This window comes from Paenibacillus sp. FSL R5-0378, assembly GCF_038009285.1.
GTDB lineage: Bacteria > Bacillota > Bacilli > Paenibacillales > Paenibacillaceae > Paenibacillus_AQ > Paenibacillus_AQ favisporus.
This window is the reverse complement of record NZ_JBBPAY010000001.1, coordinates 6,001,081-6,016,144: the sequence shown is the minus strand read 5'-3', so window position 1 is coordinate 6,016,144 and position 15,064 is coordinate 6,001,081. Positions and strand designations below refer to the sequence as shown.

The window sequence follows — 15,064 nt, the reverse complement described above, 5'->3', positions numbered from 1 at the left end:
ATGGTATAGTAGATGTAACTATCCTGCTGCTAGCTGAAGAGGCGGGAATCTATTACACTTTCAGGAACAGGAGTTGACTGTAATGAACATCGTCGTGCTGGACGGACATACGCTGAACCCTGGGGATTTAAGCTGGGACGAGCTGGGAAAGCTCGGTTCTGTGACGGTCTATGACCGTACTCCTGCCGGGCTGATTCAGGAGCGGATCGGGCTCGCCGAGATCGTGCTGACGAATAAAACCCCGCTGACGCGGGAGGTGCTGGAGGCGGCAGAGAACCTCCGCTACGTCGGCGTGCTTGCGACCGGCTACAATGTAGTTGACATTGAAGCCGCTGCTGCGCGCGGGATTACGGTGACGAATGTTCCGACATACGGAACCGAGTCTGTCGCGCAGTTTGTGTTCGCGCTGCTGCTTGAGCTCTGCCACCAGATCGGGCGGCATGGAGACAGCGTACGCTCGGGAGATTGGGCGAAGGCGGTGGATTTCTCCTATGCGCTGACTCCGCAAATCGAGCTCTGGGGGAAAACGATGGGGATCGTCGGTTATGGCCGGATCGGCCGCCAGGTCGCGCGGCTGGCGGAGGCTTTCGGCATGCGTGTACTGGTATCCGGCAGACCGGGGAAGGCGGGCGGGAACGAAGACAGGGGCGTCCGGCGTGTCCCTCTCGAGCAGCTGCTGGCCGAGTCGGACGTGGTGAGCCTGCATTGTCCGCTGACGGCGGAAACCGACGGGCTCATCAACCGCGAACGCCTGGCGCTGATGAAGTCTTCGGCCTTCCTGATCAATACCGCCCGCGGCGGGCTGCTGCAGGAGCAGGATGTGGCTGATGCGCTGAACGAAGGCCGGCTTGCGGGCGCGGCACTTGACGTGCTTGCGGCAGAGCCTCCCGCCGCAGACCATCCGCTTGTGCATGCCCCGCGCTGCATCATAACCCCGCATATGGCATGGGCGGCGGTGGAAGCGCGGGAGCGGCTGATGAGAATCGCTGTGGGTAACGTCGCCGCGTTCCTGGAAGGCCGGCCGGTGAACACGGTTGGGCCGCATTCCCGCTGAGAATGGCGTACTGCCGGAAGGCGTGAAGGCTCTTTTGATTGTGCGGGGAGGATCCGTGCAAGGGAGGCATAGACATAATGCAAGGGAAGATTGTAAAAGGAGGGTTTAGCCGAATGAAAATCGTGATCGCTCCGGATTCGTTCAAAGGCAGCATCCGTGCCGCCGACGCGGCGGCCGCCATTGACAGGGGCATAAGACGCGCACTGCCTGGCGCGGAAACGGTACTTGTTCCCATGGCGGACGGCGGAGAGGGGACGCTGGACAGCTTGACCCGCTTTGGCGGTACCAAGGCCAACGTGCAGGTGTCCGATCCGCTGGGAAGGCCGGTCGACGCCGAGTACGGCCTCATCCACGGAGGGTCCACCTGCGTGGTGGAGCTGGCCAGCGCGTCCGGGCTTGAGCTGATCGCCGCTGAGGAGCGGGACCCGCTGCATACGACGACGTACGGAACCGGCGAAGTGATCCGCCGAGCGCTCGATGCGGGCTGCCGCCAATATATTATGGCGATCGGCGGCAGCGCCACGAACGACGGAGGCGCCGGCATCCTGCAGGCGCTGGGCGTGCGGCTGCTGGATGAGGACGGGCAGCCGGTCGGACGCGGGGGCCTGGAGCTGCAGCGCGTGGCGGCGATCGACATGGGCGGAATGGATGCACGGCTTGCCGAATCCACCTTCGTGATCGCTTCCGATGTGCAGAACCCGCTGCTCGGCCCTTACGGCGCGTCCCATGTGTATGGCCCGCAGAAGGGCGCAACGCCGGAGATGGTTGCGGTGCTGGAGCAGGGGATGCGCGTCTGGGCGGACCGCATCCTGGAGGCGACGGGCCTGCGCGTGCATGACCTGCCAGGAGCGGGCGCAGCCGGCGGCGTTGGAGCGGCGCTGCTCGCTTTTTTCAAAGCCGGAATGAGGAGCGGCATCGATCTCGTGATCGAGCATTCGGGATTCATGGCGCACTTGGAAGGCGCGGACCTCGTTATCACCGGCGAAGGCCGGATGGATGCGCAGACCGCATCCGGCAAGACGCCGGTGGGCGTCGCCCGGGAAGCGCGGCGGCACGGGGTTCCGGTCATCGCCCTGGCCGGATCGGTGGGGCCGGGGATCGATCCGCTGTATGATGCGGGAATCCTCAGCGTGCACAGCATCGTGAACGGACCGATGGCACTGGAGGAAGCGATGGCCCAGGCCGGAGAGCTGCTGGAGATGTCGGCCGAGCAGGTGATCCGGACTTTTGCCGGAATGGTCAGCGGGTAGAAATATGCCGTCAACGAATCGTCTTTTTAAAGGGCAATCTCATAAAGACTATCGAAGTACATGCCAAGAAGCCAGACCGCGTTTAGCGGAAAATGATTTGCGAGATCAGGATGTTTAGCCCAGGAAGATTATACTTTCGGATATAAAAAAAGCGGCAGTGTCCGGAAAGCCCGGCCAACTGCTGCTTTTTTCTGTGATGACCCCTTGATTCTGGCTTGTGTTATTTCTTCAGCGTCATATCCGTCAGCGGGCTGGACATCCGTTTCTTAATCTGCTCCAAAATGCGTTTGGAAACGGAAATGGTGCGGGGGTAAGCAAAATCATCGCGGAAGTGAAGGACGTTGCCTTCAAAGGAAGTAATTTTATTCACGTTGACATGGATGTTGGATGCGGCTCGGACAAAATTGGGCTGCGAGATCAAAGCGGAGATTTCCTGGCTCGTTAACCGTTTCTTGATAATATAGTTTCTGCCGTGGAAAATAACCTGTCCCTGACCGCCGACTTTAAAGAAAAACGCGTCCGTCACCGGATCAAATTGATGATATTCCTGCAGCACCTTGTCGGATGAAGTCATCTTACCAAAGCCCCCTTTTAGAAGATGATAAAGTGTTAGCGCTTTCATTCTACCACACTTTTTCGTCCTGCATAAGAGTAAATTTGTGAATTTTATGATTTTTTTTGTGAACTTGGACAAAAGCGCTCGCGGTATTGACCAAATTTTCCATTACGGCCACAATGGTCATAGACGGCTGCGATAAGCGCGGCCGCCCGCCAATGTCAAACCGAGAAAGGACGAATGCCTTTGAATTCAAGTCCTATAAAGATCACGGCGATTTCCGGAAGCCTCCGGAGACAATCGTCCAATACGAGCCTGATTCACGCCCTCTATCCGCTGGCGCCGGAAACGATGGAGATTTCGATATTTGAAGGCATCGGAGACCTGCCCCATTTTAACCCGGATATGGATGGAGACGACCCGGCCCCTTCGGTGGCACGGCTTCGTGACACGATCCGTCAGGCGGACGGCGTGATCATCAGCACCCCCGAATATGCCCATGGCGTGCCCGGCGTGCTGAAGAATGCGCTCGACTGGCTGGTATCGTCCGGAGAATTCGTCTACAAGCCCGTCGCTGTCGTCAGCGGATCGCCGATGGAAACCGGTGGAGAGAAGGCGCATGAATCCCTTCAGATGACCCTTAGGATGATGACGGCTGACCTGGTGGAGGGCGGGTCTTTCACGATACCTTTCCTCAATCAGAAACTTCGGGGCGGAGAGATTAAGGATGAGGAGCTGAACGAGAGGCTGAAGGGCATGCTCGGGAAGCTGGAAGAGGCTGTACGAGAGGCAGCTGCAAATGGTATGAACGGGTTCAGGTAAGTTAGATAACCGCATTTCGAAATACAAAAGCCTGCAACGCTCCAACTCTGAGATTTGGAGCGCGCAGGCTTCTTTGTGTTGCCGTGTCGGAACTTCGGACGGGGAAGCATGCTGTTTAGCAAGCAATGAGCTTTCGCCGCCGGAGGGAGAGCCGTGCTTCAGGCATTTTCGATAATGGTGTTCAGCGTCGTGCGGTCGAGGCCTTTGACCAGTTTGGTCAGCAGCTCCTTGGCTGCATCGTAATCGTCGGTATGGATAATCGACGAAGACGTATGAATGTAGCGGGCACAAATGCCGATGACGGTAGACGGCACACCGATTCCGCTTAAATGCACCTGCCCGGCGTCCGTGCCGCCAGGGGATACGAAATACTGATACTTAATGTTGTGGGTATCGGCCGTATCCTGCACATATTCCACGAGTCCGCGGTGGGTGATCATCGTCGGGTCGAATATGCGCAGCAGCGCTCCCTGTCCGATATGGCCGAAGGCACTCTTGTCGCCGGTCATATCGTTGGCTGCGCTCGCATCCAGCGCGAAGAAAATATCCGGCTGGATGAGGTTGGCCGACGTGCGCGCGCCGCGCAGTCCCAGCTCTTCCTGAACCGTTGCGCCGCAGTACAGCGTATTCGGCAGCTTCTCCTGGTGGAGCGCCTCCAGCAGTTCGATCGCAAGGCCGACCCCGTAGCGGTTGTCCCAGGCTTTGGCCATGATTTTCTTCGGATTGGCCAGCGGCGTAAATTCGCAGACCGGCAGCACCTGAAGCCCTGGACGGATGCCGAAGGATTCGGCTTCCTCGCGGTTATCCGCACCGATGTCGATGTACATGGCTTTGATGTCCACCGGTTTGCTGCGCTGCGATTCGTCCAGCAGGTGGGTCGGCGTCGATCCGACGACCCCGAATACCGGACCGTTTGGCGTGATGATCTGCAGCCGCTGGGAGAGCACGGCTTGGCTCCACCAGCCGCCGAGCGGCTGAAAGCGCACCATTCCGGCTTCGGTAATGCCGGTGACCAGGAAACCGACCTCGTCAAAATGGCCGGCCACCATGACTTTCGGGCCGTTCTCATCCCCGCGGAGAACGCCGAACAGACTGCCGAGGCGATCCTGTACGAACTCGTTCGTGAACGGGCTCACCGCCTCCTTGAAATATGCGCGCAGGTCTTTTTCAAATCCGGAAGCCGCGGGGAATTCCGTCAGCTTGCGGAACATATCTTTCGTTTTTTGATCCATTGTACCTTATCTCCTTTATCATGAATGTGGTTATGTATATAGATTGAACCAAAGTTTTGCATTGAACTTCCTGTTATTACGGCTCTTAGAGGCCTATAATATTCATTTCTTTAGTTCATTCTATGCAGTTGGCTGCACTCCTTAGTATGAACCCACTTGATCCGAATGTCCACGTCCGGCGGGCAGAAGCACAAATGGCGAACCTGATGAATAGGATATCCTGGACGGATGCCCTGAAGTCAGCCGGAAGGAGCCTGGTTATGGAACCGATACACATGGATCGCCGCCAAGAAAACATCCTGATCCTCGTATTGTTGATTTTGCTGGTCATTGTGCTTCTCTTCTTATTATAATCCGCCTGCCATGGATAGCCCTCATTAAACAGCCGCCAGGTTTCAAATATTAGCGCCCGGCTGCCTGGCGCTGTTTGCTGCCCGCCTCCGCATAACATACATAACTCTCCTGCAAATGACAAATAATGAAAAGGAATGATGAATAGGAGGTGCCTGTAATGCCTGCCAATACGAAGAACAGGGGAACCGGATTCAAGATCGATTCCTTGACGCCCGAGGAATATAAATCCATCAGCAAAAAGCATTCTCCTTCGCGCAGCACATTCAAAAACTGCGTAAGTGCTTTTGTGGTCGGCGGCTTGATCTGTCTGATCGGACAAGCGATTCAGCGGGCGTTCATGAGCTGGTTTGACATGACGGTCAAAGAAGCGGGCAATCCGACCGTTGCGGTGCTCATTATTATATCGGTCATCCTGACCAGCTTTGGCGTGTACGACAAAATCGCCCAATGGGCCGGAGCGGGAACGGCGGTACCGGTTACGGGCTTCGCCAACTCCATGTGCTCGGCGGCGCTTGAGCATAAAGCGGAAGGCTATGTCCTTGGCGTCGGGGCCAACATGTTCAAGCTCGCCGGCTCCGTGATCGTGTTCGGAACCGTCGCCGCCTTCGTCGTGGGACTCGTCTACGCCATCTTCGGCATCCAGGGAGTGCATCAGCCATGAAGCTGACAGGCCAGACCTGGGAGTTTGACACCAGGCCCGTTCTGATCGGAAGCGCCGCCGTCGTCGGTCCTGATGAGGGACAAGGTCCGCTGTCTCCCGATTTCGATTATGTGTATGACAATCTCGAAATCAATGAGAAAACATGGGAGAAAGCGGAGCGGAGGCTGCTGGAGCAGGCCGCCCAGCTTGCCGTCATCAAGTCGGGACTGGACAAGGAACAGATCCAGTTCTATGTTGGCGGGGATCTGATGAACCAGATCATCAGCAGCACGTTCTCCGCCCGCAAGCTTGGCGTGCCATACCTGGGCGTGTTCGGGGCCTGCTCGACGTCCATGGAAAGTCTGGCGATTTCCGCCCTGATGGTCGACACAGGGGCCGCGGAACGGGTGATGGCCGGAACGGGCAGCCATAACTGCACGGCCGAAAAGCAGTTCCGGTATCCGACCGAATACGGCTCGCAGAAGCCGCCGACCGCCCAATACACAGTCACCGGGGCGGGCTGCGGCGTTATCGCCAAAGGCGGGCAGGGCCAAACCGGCCCGAGAATCGCCCGGGCGACCATCGGCAGGATCATGGACCTTGGGGTCAAAGATCCGTTCAATATGGGCGCCGCGATGGCGCCGGCCGCTGCCGATACGATCGCCGCGCATTTCCGGGATACGGGGCTGTCTCCCGATTATTATGACTTGATTGTAACCGGCGATCTGGCTTCGGTCGGTCTGCCGATTGCGCAGGAGCTGCTGGAGAAGGAAGGTTACCAGATGGACGAGACGAAATTCGGCGATTGCGGGCTTATGATTTATAACCGTGAGAAGCAGAAGGCCGTCCTGGCCGGAGGAAGCGGCTGCGGCTGCTCGGCGGCGGTGACCTACGGCCATTTGGTCAAACGGATGTTACAACGCGAATTACATAAAGTGCTGGTCGTGGCGACCGGCTCGCTGCACTCCCCCTTGTCGGTTCAGCAGGGAGAGAGCATTCCGTGCATCGCCCACGCCGTAGCGCTGGAAATGGAGGATTAACCAATGCAGTTTTTATGGGCGTTTATTATCGGCGGTCTGATTTGTGTTATCGGCCAGCTCATGATGGACTTGTTCAAGATGACGCCGGCGCATACGATGAGCACGCTGGTGGTGGCGGGAGCGGTGGCTGACGGTCTCGGCTGGTACGATCCCCTCGTCAAATTTGCCGGTGCCGGCGCTTCCGTTCCCATCACCAGCTTCGGCAGCTCGCTTGTTCACGGAGCGCTGTCGGAGCTTCAGAGGGACGGCTGGATCGGGGTTGTGACAGGCATCTTCGAGGTCACCAGCGCGGGGATATCGGCGGCGATTATCTTTTCGTTTATCGCCGCGCTGTTCGTCCGTCCCCGCGGGTAATTCCACCAATCCGCCGTTTGCATTTCCTTGCTTGAACCGAAAATGGGTTGCCAGAATAAACACCCCGGAATTGTGTATTCCGGGGTGTTTTGCCGTTCATTTCGGCGGGTATGTGGGGGTATACGACGATTTTAGGAAATGTGCCCAATATACTTTCTGTTCTTCCTTCATGTACAATGTAAAATATATACTTATATGTATCCAGCTATTTTACGATGTTATCGATTTACCAGTGAACGCATCTGCGAGCATGTTCATTGATTACGAATTCTAGGAGGAACTGATATGCCCGTACGCAGCGAATTTCTTCACATTATTGCAGCAGTAAGATCCAATCTCGAATCTTGCATATTGGGAAAATCATTTGAAATACAGCTCCTTCTAACTGCTCTGCTGGCCGAAGGGCATGTTTTGATCGAAGATGTACCCGGAACGGGGAAGACGCAGCTCATCAAGGCGCTCGCCCGGTCCATGAGCGGCGATTACCGGCGTGTCCAGTGCAACCCGGACATTCTGCCGAGCGATATTACCGGCGTTTCCGTATTTCATCCGCGCGAGGAGCGGTTCTACTTCCGTCCGGGTCCGGTGATGACCAACATTCTGCTGGCTGACGAAATTAACCGGGCCACGACGAAGACCCAGTCGGCCCTGCTTGAGGTCATGGAAGAGCGCAACGTGACGGTGGACGGCGAAACGTATGAGCTTCCCCGTCCCTTCATGCTGTGCGCCACCCAGAACCCGATCGACTTTGAAGGCACTTACATGCTGCCCGAAGCGCAGCTTGACCGTTTTATGATGAAGATCAGCCTCGGCTACCCCGACGCGGCCACGGAAAAAAGCCTGCTGTACCAGCACAAGCAGGGCCAGCCGGTCGACCGGCTGACTCCGGTGACCAACATGGAACAGATCGCGGAGATGCAGCATGAAATCCGCAGCATTTATATCGACGAGGCGGTGACGGACTATCTGCTGAGCATCGTCCGCCGTACCCGGGAGCATGCCTCCGTCCTGCTCGGAGCCAGCCCGCGCGCTTCCCTGTCGTTTCTGAACGCGGTCAAGGCGTTTGCATTCCTGCAGCAGCGGGAGTACGTCCTTCCGGACGATATTAAGACGCTCGCTCCTTATGTTCTCGCCCACCGCATCATCCTTCGCCCGGAGTCCCGGCTGGACAACGTCAGTCCGGAATCCGTGCTGAAAAACATCCTTCAGCAGGTGCATGTGCCTGTGGCGATGGAGCGATAAATGATGACAAGGCTGTTAACCGGTATCCGATCCGGACTCAAAACCCCGAGGTATTGGGCCGTACTGCTCGTATGGGTCGCCAGCCTGTTCTATGTTCTGTTTCAGGGGGGCAAGACGTCCCTGATGCTGTTTGTCATGATCAGCGTCATCGTGCTGTATTTGATCGTGCTTGGCATCAGCGGCGTCCGGCTGACGCGGGGAACGCGCCAGCTGTCCACCGAAAGGGGACAAGGCACCGTGCTTCACGCCGGCGAGCAGATCAAGGTCAGGCTCCATTTTTCGATTCCGGGATTTCTGCCGATGCCCTACATCATCATCCGTGAAGTCATGAAGCGGCATAACGGAGATTCCTGGTCGTTTGAGGAAAGCGTCATTCCCAGTTACAGAGGCAGCGGTACCCTGATGTTCCAGACGCCGCCGCTGGAGCGGGGAAGATACTATTTTACCGAAACAGAATGTGTCAGCGAGGATATTTTCGGTTTTATCGAGCATAAAGGCCGTTTTCATGTGCCCGGCCAGTTTCGCGTGATGCCCCGGACCGTGTTTATCCCCACCTGGAAGCTGTTCGACCGGAATTCCCCGCTTGCGGGGCCGCAAACCGCCTCGGCAGCTTCACGCAAAGAAACGACCCAGATTAACGGCGTCCGCGATTATGTGTACGGGGACCGGATTTCCCGGATTCACTGGAACGCTACCGCGAAGACCGGACAGTGGAAATCCAAGGAATTCGAGTACGATTCCGTTCCGAAAACGATGCTTCTGCTGGACGCCACGAAGGCTCACTACGGCTCCGACGCGCAGTTTGAGCTGGCTGTTTCCACAGCGGCTTCCCTGCTCGAGTATGGCGGGCGCGGGAGAATGAACATGGGCCTCGCTACCCTCGGCGACACATTCAAATTGTTTCCGCCAAGCAGTGTGCAAGGAGACCGCCAGCGGATGATGCATCATCTGGTTGACCTGTCTGCCGACGGTTACGGTAAGCTGCTCCCGAAGCTGGAGCAGAACGCACGGTTTCTTCCGGCGGGGGCCTTCCTCGTTTTCATTTCACCGGCCAGCGGCCAGCAGGTGCTCGACATTCTGCGCTGGGCTGAAACCCGGGGTATGAGCTCTTCGCACATTCGGATCAGCTCAGGACGAGAAAAGGGCGTAGAAGGCTGGGGAGCGATGCTCGCTTCCCGCGGAACCTTTGCGTGCAGCATTCAATCGCTGAGTGAGCTGCCGGCCGCATTAGGGGGTGGAAGGGTTTGATCAACTGGCTGTATTCGCTGCGCACTTCGTTTTTCCGCACCTTATCCCTGGTGTGGTTGTGGATTATGGCGCTGCAGTGGATTTACTTTATGAACAACATTTGGTACAGCGAGACGACGGCCATCGTCATCATCAGCGTGACGGTCATCACGGCGATCGAAATTTTGCTGCCAATCAAAAGCATTTACCGGTACGCGCTGGAAGGCATCGCCGTGCTGTACATCATTCACCGGGAGATGATCGCGTACTGGATTTACTTTCCGGCAGGAAGCCTGCCGAACCGGATTCAGCAGTTTACGGGCAACGCGCTGCCGTACCTCGGTTTTGCCGTAGGCGCTTGGATTCTGCTGCTGTTCAGCGCCAAGCTGGTCAACAATCAGCGCAGAATCCTCGTGTTCACAGGCATGCTGATCGTGGCGTTCTCCATACTGGATTCCTTCACCGTGTACGATTTATGGAAGGAAGTCGCCTGGACGGTGTTTGCGGCGCTCGGCTGGCTGGTCAGCGAACATTTCCGCCGCTTCCAGCAGAAATACCCGCATGGCTGGCGCTATCTTCGGCAGTACCCGCTAAAAATGCTGCTGAACGTAGCGGTCATTTTTTCGCTCGTGTTTGCCGTCGGTGTTAACATGCCGGAAGTGCCGCCGTCCTTGACCGATCCCTATACGGCTTGGGTTGTCCAAGGCGAGACGGCTGCAACGGCAGGCATTGACGGGGATCCGGCCGAATCGGTGCTGCGGACTTCCTCGGGATACAGCCGCAATGATACCAAACTCGGCGGCGGGTTCAACTTTGACTACACGCCGGTGATGGAAATCAGCTCCGACCAGCGAAGCTATTGGCGCGGGGAGACCCGCAGGCTGTATACCGGCAGCGGCTGGGGGGACGAGCGCAATTCCGGCAGGGAGACCGATGAGGTGACGGCGGATACGAAGCTTTCCGGAGATGGACCAACCGCCGGCGATTCGATGACGGTAAAACAGACGGTTACGATGCTGAGTGACAATCAATACCCCGTTTTGTTCGGTGCGTATAACCTGTCCAAAGTAGAGCTTATCGATGACGGGAAAAATACAGGCAGCCTCCGCTGGAACAGTTCCCAGTCGGAGCTTCGCTGGACCGCCGAGTCAAAGCGGGACCGTTATCCGAAAACCTACACGGTGGTGTCCGAGGTTCCGGTCGTTTCGGAGGATGAAATCCGCCAGAAGTCGTTCGCCGACCTGTACGGCTCCCAAGGGACCGAGGATGCCTATCTGCAGGTGCCGAACGATTTTCCGAAGCGGGCCCGCGACCTTGCGGAAGAAGTGACGGCTTCCGGGGCAACGCCGTATGAAAAGATCGGTCTGCTTCAAAACTATTTAACAACGAATTACACATATACAAACGAGCCCGACTTGTCCAAAAAGGTGAGCGACGATTTCGTGGACAGCTTCCTGTTTGAGATCAAGGAAGGATACTGCGATTATTTCTCGACTTCGATGGTGATGATGGCCCGTTCCCTCGGCATCCCGGCGCGGTGGGTCAAAGGGTACGCTCCCGGCCAGGTGCAGGGAAGCAGCGCCGACGTGCAGGTCCAAGGCGTACAGGGCACCTCGGACTCCGGCGTGTATACGGTGACCAATGCGGATGCGCATTCGTGGGCCGAGGTCTATTTCGGGCCGTACGGCTGGATTCCGGTGGAAGCGACCCCCGGCTTCAGCATGCCGCTGCTCACGCATGACGCCCAGGCGCAAGATCCGGCCGAGCCGGAGAAACAGCCGGAAGTGGAGGAGGACCAGCCTGAGCAGGCGCCGCAACAGTCAGCGCAAGGCCAGGATCGCGGACCCGTGGTGCAAATCGTATACGGCGCTTCCCTCCTCATCCTTGCAGCATTTGCAGTGTATGTGTTGTGGCGGAATCGGCTCCAGCTCCGCTTTGGATGGCTTCGGCTTCGTACGGGACAGAAGCTGTCTCCCGACCAGAAGGTCATTGTCATGACCGAACGGTGGATCAAGGAGCTGCGCCGAAGAGGACTCAAACGCGGCGCGGACGAAACGCTCCGGGAGTCGGTCAGCCGCTGGGAAGGACGGTCCCCGGCGCTCGGATCCTTCCTGGAGCCCCTGCTGCAGCTGTTCGAGAAGGCGCGCTACAGCCCTTCATCGGTGTCAGAATCGGAATGGAGAAGCGTCCATGCCCATGCGAAGGAATTGAAAGCTGCGATGAAAAAGATACCGAAGAATGCAGCGTGATGGACTTTTTAGAAGGCGCCCTCCGGGCGTTTTCTTTTTTGTTTCGCCCGAACATAAGTTTTTTACTAACTACGCAGATTATGGTATAGTTTGTCCTATGAAACTGAGGTGACATCAATTTGTTTGAAATGCTTATCCCGAAAATGAAGGTAAAAACGGTGTTTGATCTGGATTTGGAGCGGCTGTACTCGCAGGGATTCCGTGGAATCATCACGGATCTGGACAATACGCTGGTCGGTGCCAAGGCTCCCTTGGCCACCCCCGAGCTGATCGCTTGGTTCGAAAAGGTGAAAAAGGCAGGGTTTCAGCTTGTCATCGTGTCCAATAACCAAATGGCGAGGGTATCGACTTTTGCCACCCCGCTGGATATCCGGTTTGTCCATGAAGCCCGCAAGCCGTCGAACGCGCCTTTCCGGAAAGCCATGCAGATGATGGGCCTGAAGAGCGAGGAGACGATCGTGGTCGGCGACCAGATGCTGACCGATGTGTATGGCGGTAACCGGCTCGGCCTGTTTACCGTGCTGGTGCTCCCGATATCCATTCAGGATGAAGGCTGGGGTACGCGCATGAACCGGCGTCTGGAGAAAATTGCGCTCGCACGATTGCGGAAAAAGGGATTATGGCTGGAGGAGGAACACCAACAATGAAAGACCCGATAGACGGCAGTCAAGCCGTAAAATGCAGCGGCTGCGGGATTGCCATCCAAACGGAACAGCCCGAGCTACCGGGGTATACCCCGGAGAAAGCGATGGACCGGGATCCGGTCATCTGCCAGCGCTGCTTCCGGATTAAAAACTACAACGAGGCTTCTTCCGTTGCCGTCGACCAGGATGAATTCCTGCGTCTGCTCAGCCAAATCGGAGGGAAGAACGCGCTCGTTATTCATATTGTAGATCTGTTCGATTTTGAAGGAAGCCTCATTTCAGGCTTGCAGCGGTTTGTCGGTAACAATCCGGTCATTCTCGCCGTGAACAAAATCGACCTTCTGCCTAAAGTGACGAACTGGAATAAGGTGCTTAACTGGGTGCAGAAACAATGCAAGGAGCACGGCCTCAAGACAGAAGAAATCGTCCTTTGCAGCGCCAAGAAAAATCAGGGCTTCGACCGCCTGCTGGACACGGTTGCCTCATATCGCGGAGACCGCGACGTTTATGTGGTAGGGGCGACCAATGTCGGCAAATCGACGCTGATCAACCGGCTGATCCGGGATTACAGCGATTTGGAGCAGGAGCTGACCGTATCGCGTTATCCGGGAACGACCCTGGATATGGTCAACATTCCGCTCGACGACGGCCGCTTTATTATCGACACGCCGGGGATCGTATACCCTTGGCGCTACAGTGAGCTCGTCACTCGTGAGGACCTGGGCGCCGTCATGCCGGACAACCCGTTGAAGCCGGCCGTGTACCAGCTGAACGAAGGACAGACGCTGTTTTTCGGAGCCATGGCACGGTTTGACTTTATTCAGGGCGAGCGCCAGTCGTTTACCTGCTTTGTCGGCAGCCGCGTAGGCATACACCGCACCAAGCTGGAGCGTGCCGATGAGCTTTACGCGGAGCATGCCGGAGAATTGCTGTCCCCGCCGAACCGGGAGAACATCGGGAAGCTGCCGGAATGGACAAGGCATGAATTCCGCATCAAGCGCGGTATGCGCATGGATCTGTTCGTCTCCGGATTGGGCTGGGTTAAAGTGAACAGCGATCAGGGAGCCCTGTGCGCTATTCATGCGCCGCGGGGAGTCAAGGTGCTGGCAAGACCTTCTTTAATCTGACGCTGCCTTTGAACGTTGCAAGAGCTGACAGGTGAGAGCAGGGAAAGGGGAAACCATGAATTTGGCTAAACCGGAGTTACTGAAACATACAGGGGAGCTGCTGCTGGGCGTCATCGGGGATCCGATCGCCCATTCCAAATCGCCCGTGATGCATAAGGCGGCGCTGGCCGCACTCGGCATCCCGGGCGCCTATGTTCCGATGCGCGTATCGCGGGAGCAGGTCGGAAAGGCGCTGGAAGGCATCAAGGCGCTTGGCTTTCGGGGAATCAACGTCACGATTCCGCACAAGCTGGAGGTTATTCCGTTCCTGAACGAGCTGGACGAAACGGCCTTGAAGATCGGAGCCGTCAACACGATCGTGAATGACGGAGGCTACCTCACGGGGTATAATACAGACGGTATAGGTTATGTCCGTTCCCTGAAGGAAGAAGCGATTGCCGAGCTGAAAGGCAAAAGCATTCTGGTGCTCGGAGCCGGAGGTGCCGCTCGCGGTATCGTATACGCCCTGACGCTGGAGCATCCGGACCGGATTTATGTCGCCAACCGGACGGCCGATAAAGCCGAGGCGCTGGCGGCTGAATGGAAAGCGCTGGCGGACATTCGCGGGATGGCCATGGACGGCATTCCGGCCATTCTAGGCGAAGTAGATGTAATCATTAATACGACATCGGTCGGCATGCATCCGCATATGGACGGAACACCGCTAGATTCCGAGCGGATTCCTCCGGGAATCGTGGTTAGCGACCTGATCTATAATCCGCTGAAGACCCGGCTGCTCGCTGACAGCGAGAAGAAGGGCTGCGTCATTCACGGCGGTCTCGGGATGTTTGTGAATCAGGGAGCCTTTGCCCTGGAGTATTGGACCGGACTGCCCGCCCCGGTAGAGGCGATGCGCAGCGCGGTTCTGGCCAGTATGAAGGAATCATGATTATTGAATTGTACATTGAAGATTAAGGAGTTTTGACATTTTATGTTAACAGGTAAGCAAAAACGCTATCTCCGGTCCCAGGCGCATCATTTGGACCCGATTTTTCAAGTCGGCAAGGGCGGAACGAACGACCAGTTAATCCGTCATATCGTCGAGGCCATTGAGAAGAGGGAGCTGATGAAGGTCAGCATTCTCAACAACTGCTTGGAAGACAAGCACGAAATCGCCGAGGAATTGGCCGAAAAATCGGGCTCTGAACTGGTGCAGGTGATCGGCAGCACGATTATTTTATATAAAGAATCCAAAGATCATAAGCAGATTGAATTGCCATAAGCGGGAGGGATC

Annotated in this window: 15 protein-coding genes; 13 read left to right on the top strand and 2 right to left on the bottom strand. The window is 56.7% G+C overall.

The annotated features are described in order from the left end of the window. Positions 1-82: 82 nt before the first annotated feature. On the top strand, positions 83-1,054 hold the full coding sequence (locus MKY74_RS27955) for a D-2-hydroxyacid dehydrogenase (RefSeq protein WP_076169721.1): 972 nt from the start codon (positions 83-85) through the stop codon (positions 1,052-1,054). Between the two features lie 113 nt (positions 1,055-1,167). Beyond that, positions 1,168-2,304: a glycerate kinase gene (locus tag MKY74_RS27950; RefSeq protein WP_076169722.1), complete on the top strand. Its 1,137-nt coding sequence runs from the start codon at positions 1,168-1,170 to the stop codon at positions 2,302-2,304. A 220-nt stretch (positions 2,305-2,524) separates the two neighbouring features. On the opposite strand, the gene MKY74_RS27945 is transcribed toward MKY74_RS27950, so the two are convergent. Then, positions 2,525-2,878, bottom strand: a complete 354-nt coding sequence (locus MKY74_RS27945; protein WP_076169723.1) for a LytTR family transcriptional regulator DNA-binding domain-containing protein — start codon at positions 2,876-2,878, stop codon at positions 2,525-2,527. 222 nt (positions 2,879-3,100) lie between these two features. On the opposite strand from MKY74_RS27945, the gene MKY74_RS27940 reads away from it, so the two are divergent. Beyond that, entirely contained in the window at positions 3,101-3,682 is a 582-nt protein-coding gene (locus MKY74_RS27940; RefSeq protein ID WP_076169724.1) for an NADPH-dependent FMN reductase, read from the top strand. A 158-nt stretch (positions 3,683-3,840) separates the two neighbouring features. Here MKY74_RS27940 and MKY74_RS27935 read toward each other — a convergent pair whose 3' ends face one another. Then, positions 3,841-4,914, bottom strand: a complete 1,074-nt coding sequence (locus MKY74_RS27935; protein WP_076169725.1) for a M42 family metallopeptidase — start codon at positions 4,912-4,914, stop codon at positions 3,841-3,843. A 511-nt stretch (positions 4,915-5,425) separates the two neighbouring features. On the opposite strand from MKY74_RS27935, the gene spoVAC reads away from it, so the two are divergent. From spoVAC to yhbY, 10 genes are all read left to right on the top strand, one after another. Next, positions 5,426-5,929 carry a stage V sporulation protein AC gene (spoVAC, locus tag MKY74_RS27930; RefSeq protein ID WP_076169727.1) on the top strand — a complete coding sequence of 168 codons (504 nt, stop codon included), beginning with the start codon at positions 5,426-5,428 and terminating at the stop codon, positions 5,927-5,929. After that, positions 5,926-6,948 carry a stage V sporulation protein AD gene (gene spoVAD, locus MKY74_RS27925; RefSeq protein ID WP_076169728.1) on the top strand — a complete coding sequence of 341 codons (1,023 nt, stop codon included), beginning with the start codon at positions 5,926-5,928 and terminating at the stop codon, positions 6,946-6,948. The genes spoVAC and spoVAD overlap by 4 nt, the downstream gene beginning before the upstream one ends. 3 nt (positions 6,949-6,951) lie before the next feature. After that, entirely contained in the window at positions 6,952-7,302 is a 351-nt protein-coding gene (gene spoVAE, locus MKY74_RS27920) for a stage V sporulation protein AE (protein ID WP_076169729.1), read from the top strand. A 285-nt stretch (positions 7,303-7,587) separates the two neighbouring features. Continuing rightward, positions 7,588-8,544 carry an AAA family ATPase gene (locus tag MKY74_RS27915; RefSeq protein WP_076169730.1) on the top strand — a complete coding sequence of 319 codons (957 nt, stop codon included), beginning with the start codon at positions 7,588-7,590 and terminating at the stop codon, positions 8,542-8,544. A gap of 3 nt (positions 8,545-8,547) precedes the next feature. After that, positions 8,548-9,792, top strand: coding sequence for a DUF58 domain-containing protein (locus tag MKY74_RS27910; RefSeq protein ID WP_076170138.1), 1,245 nt, complete (start codon positions 8,548-8,550; stop codon positions 9,790-9,792). Next, positions 9,789-12,020: a DUF4129 domain-containing transglutaminase family protein gene (locus MKY74_RS27905; protein WP_076169731.1), complete on the top strand. Its 2,232-nt coding sequence runs from the start codon at positions 9,789-9,791 to the stop codon at positions 12,018-12,020. The genes MKY74_RS27910 and MKY74_RS27905 overlap by 4 nt, the downstream gene beginning before the upstream one ends. Before the next feature lie 119 nt (positions 12,021-12,139). Then, positions 12,140-12,667, top strand: coding sequence for a YqeG family HAD IIIA-type phosphatase (locus tag MKY74_RS27900; RefSeq protein ID WP_076169732.1), 528 nt, complete (start codon positions 12,140-12,142; stop codon positions 12,665-12,667). After that, positions 12,664-13,791, top strand: coding sequence for a ribosome biogenesis GTPase YqeH (yqeH, locus tag MKY74_RS27895; RefSeq protein ID WP_076169733.1), 1,128 nt, complete (start codon positions 12,664-12,666; stop codon positions 13,789-13,791). The genes MKY74_RS27900 and yqeH overlap by 4 nt, the downstream gene beginning before the upstream one ends. A 55-nt stretch (positions 13,792-13,846) precedes the next feature. Beyond that, positions 13,847-14,719 carry a shikimate dehydrogenase gene (locus tag MKY74_RS27890; RefSeq protein WP_076169734.1) on the top strand — a complete coding sequence of 291 codons (873 nt, stop codon included), beginning with the start codon at positions 13,847-13,849 and terminating at the stop codon, positions 14,717-14,719. A 42-nt stretch (positions 14,720-14,761) separates the two neighbouring features. Continuing rightward, positions 14,762-15,052 (top strand): ribosome assembly RNA-binding protein YhbY, encoded by a 291-nt coding sequence (gene yhbY / locus MKY74_RS27885; protein ID WP_076169735.1) that lies wholly within the window; start codon positions 14,762-14,764, stop codon positions 15,050-15,052. Positions 15,053-15,064 lie beyond the last annotated feature (12 nt).

What these genes read in the sequence shown, in the direction of transcription:
- MKY74_RS27940 (WP_076169724.1), top strand. Translation starts at nt 3,101, where the DNA reads ATGCCTTTGAATTCAAGTCCTATAAAGATCACGGCGATTTCCGGAAGC.
- MKY74_RS27945 (WP_076169723.1), bottom strand. Translation starts at nt 2,878, where the DNA reads ATGACTTCATCCGACAAGGTGCTGCAGGAATATCATCAATTTGATCCG.
- spoVAE (WP_076169729.1), top strand. Translation starts at nt 6,952, where the DNA reads ATGCAGTTTTTATGGGCGTTTATTATCGGCGGTCTGATTTGTGTTATC.
- MKY74_RS27890 (WP_076169734.1), top strand. Translation starts at nt 13,847, where the DNA reads ATGAATTTGGCTAAACCGGAGTTACTGAAACATACAGGGGAGCTGCTG.
- yqeH (WP_076169733.1), top strand. Translation starts at nt 12,664, where the DNA reads ATGAAAGACCCGATAGACGGCAGTCAAGCCGTAAAATGCAGCGGCTGC.
- yhbY (WP_076169735.1), top strand. Translation starts at nt 14,762, where the DNA reads ATGTTAACAGGTAAGCAAAAACGCTATCTCCGGTCCCAGGCGCATCAT.
- MKY74_RS27950 (WP_076169722.1), top strand. Translation starts at nt 1,168, where the DNA reads ATGAAAATCGTGATCGCTCCGGATTCGTTCAAAGGCAGCATCCGTGCC.
- MKY74_RS27935 (WP_076169725.1), bottom strand. Translation starts at nt 4,914, where the DNA reads ATGGATCAAAAAACGAAAGATATGTTCCGCAAGCTGACGGAATTCCCC.
- spoVAC (WP_076169727.1), top strand. Translation starts at nt 5,426, where the DNA reads ATGCCTGCCAATACGAAGAACAGGGGAACCGGATTCAAGATCGATTCC.
- MKY74_RS27910 (WP_076170138.1), top strand. Translation starts at nt 8,548, where the DNA reads ATGACAAGGCTGTTAACCGGTATCCGATCCGGACTCAAAACCCCGAGG.
- MKY74_RS27955 (WP_076169721.1), top strand. Translation starts at nt 83, where the DNA reads ATGAACATCGTCGTGCTGGACGGACATACGCTGAACCCTGGGGATTTA.
- MKY74_RS27915 (WP_076169730.1), top strand. Translation starts at nt 7,588, where the DNA reads ATGCCCGTACGCAGCGAATTTCTTCACATTATTGCAGCAGTAAGATCC.
- spoVAD (WP_076169728.1), top strand. Translation starts at nt 5,926, where the DNA reads ATGAAGCTGACAGGCCAGACCTGGGAGTTTGACACCAGGCCCGTTCTG.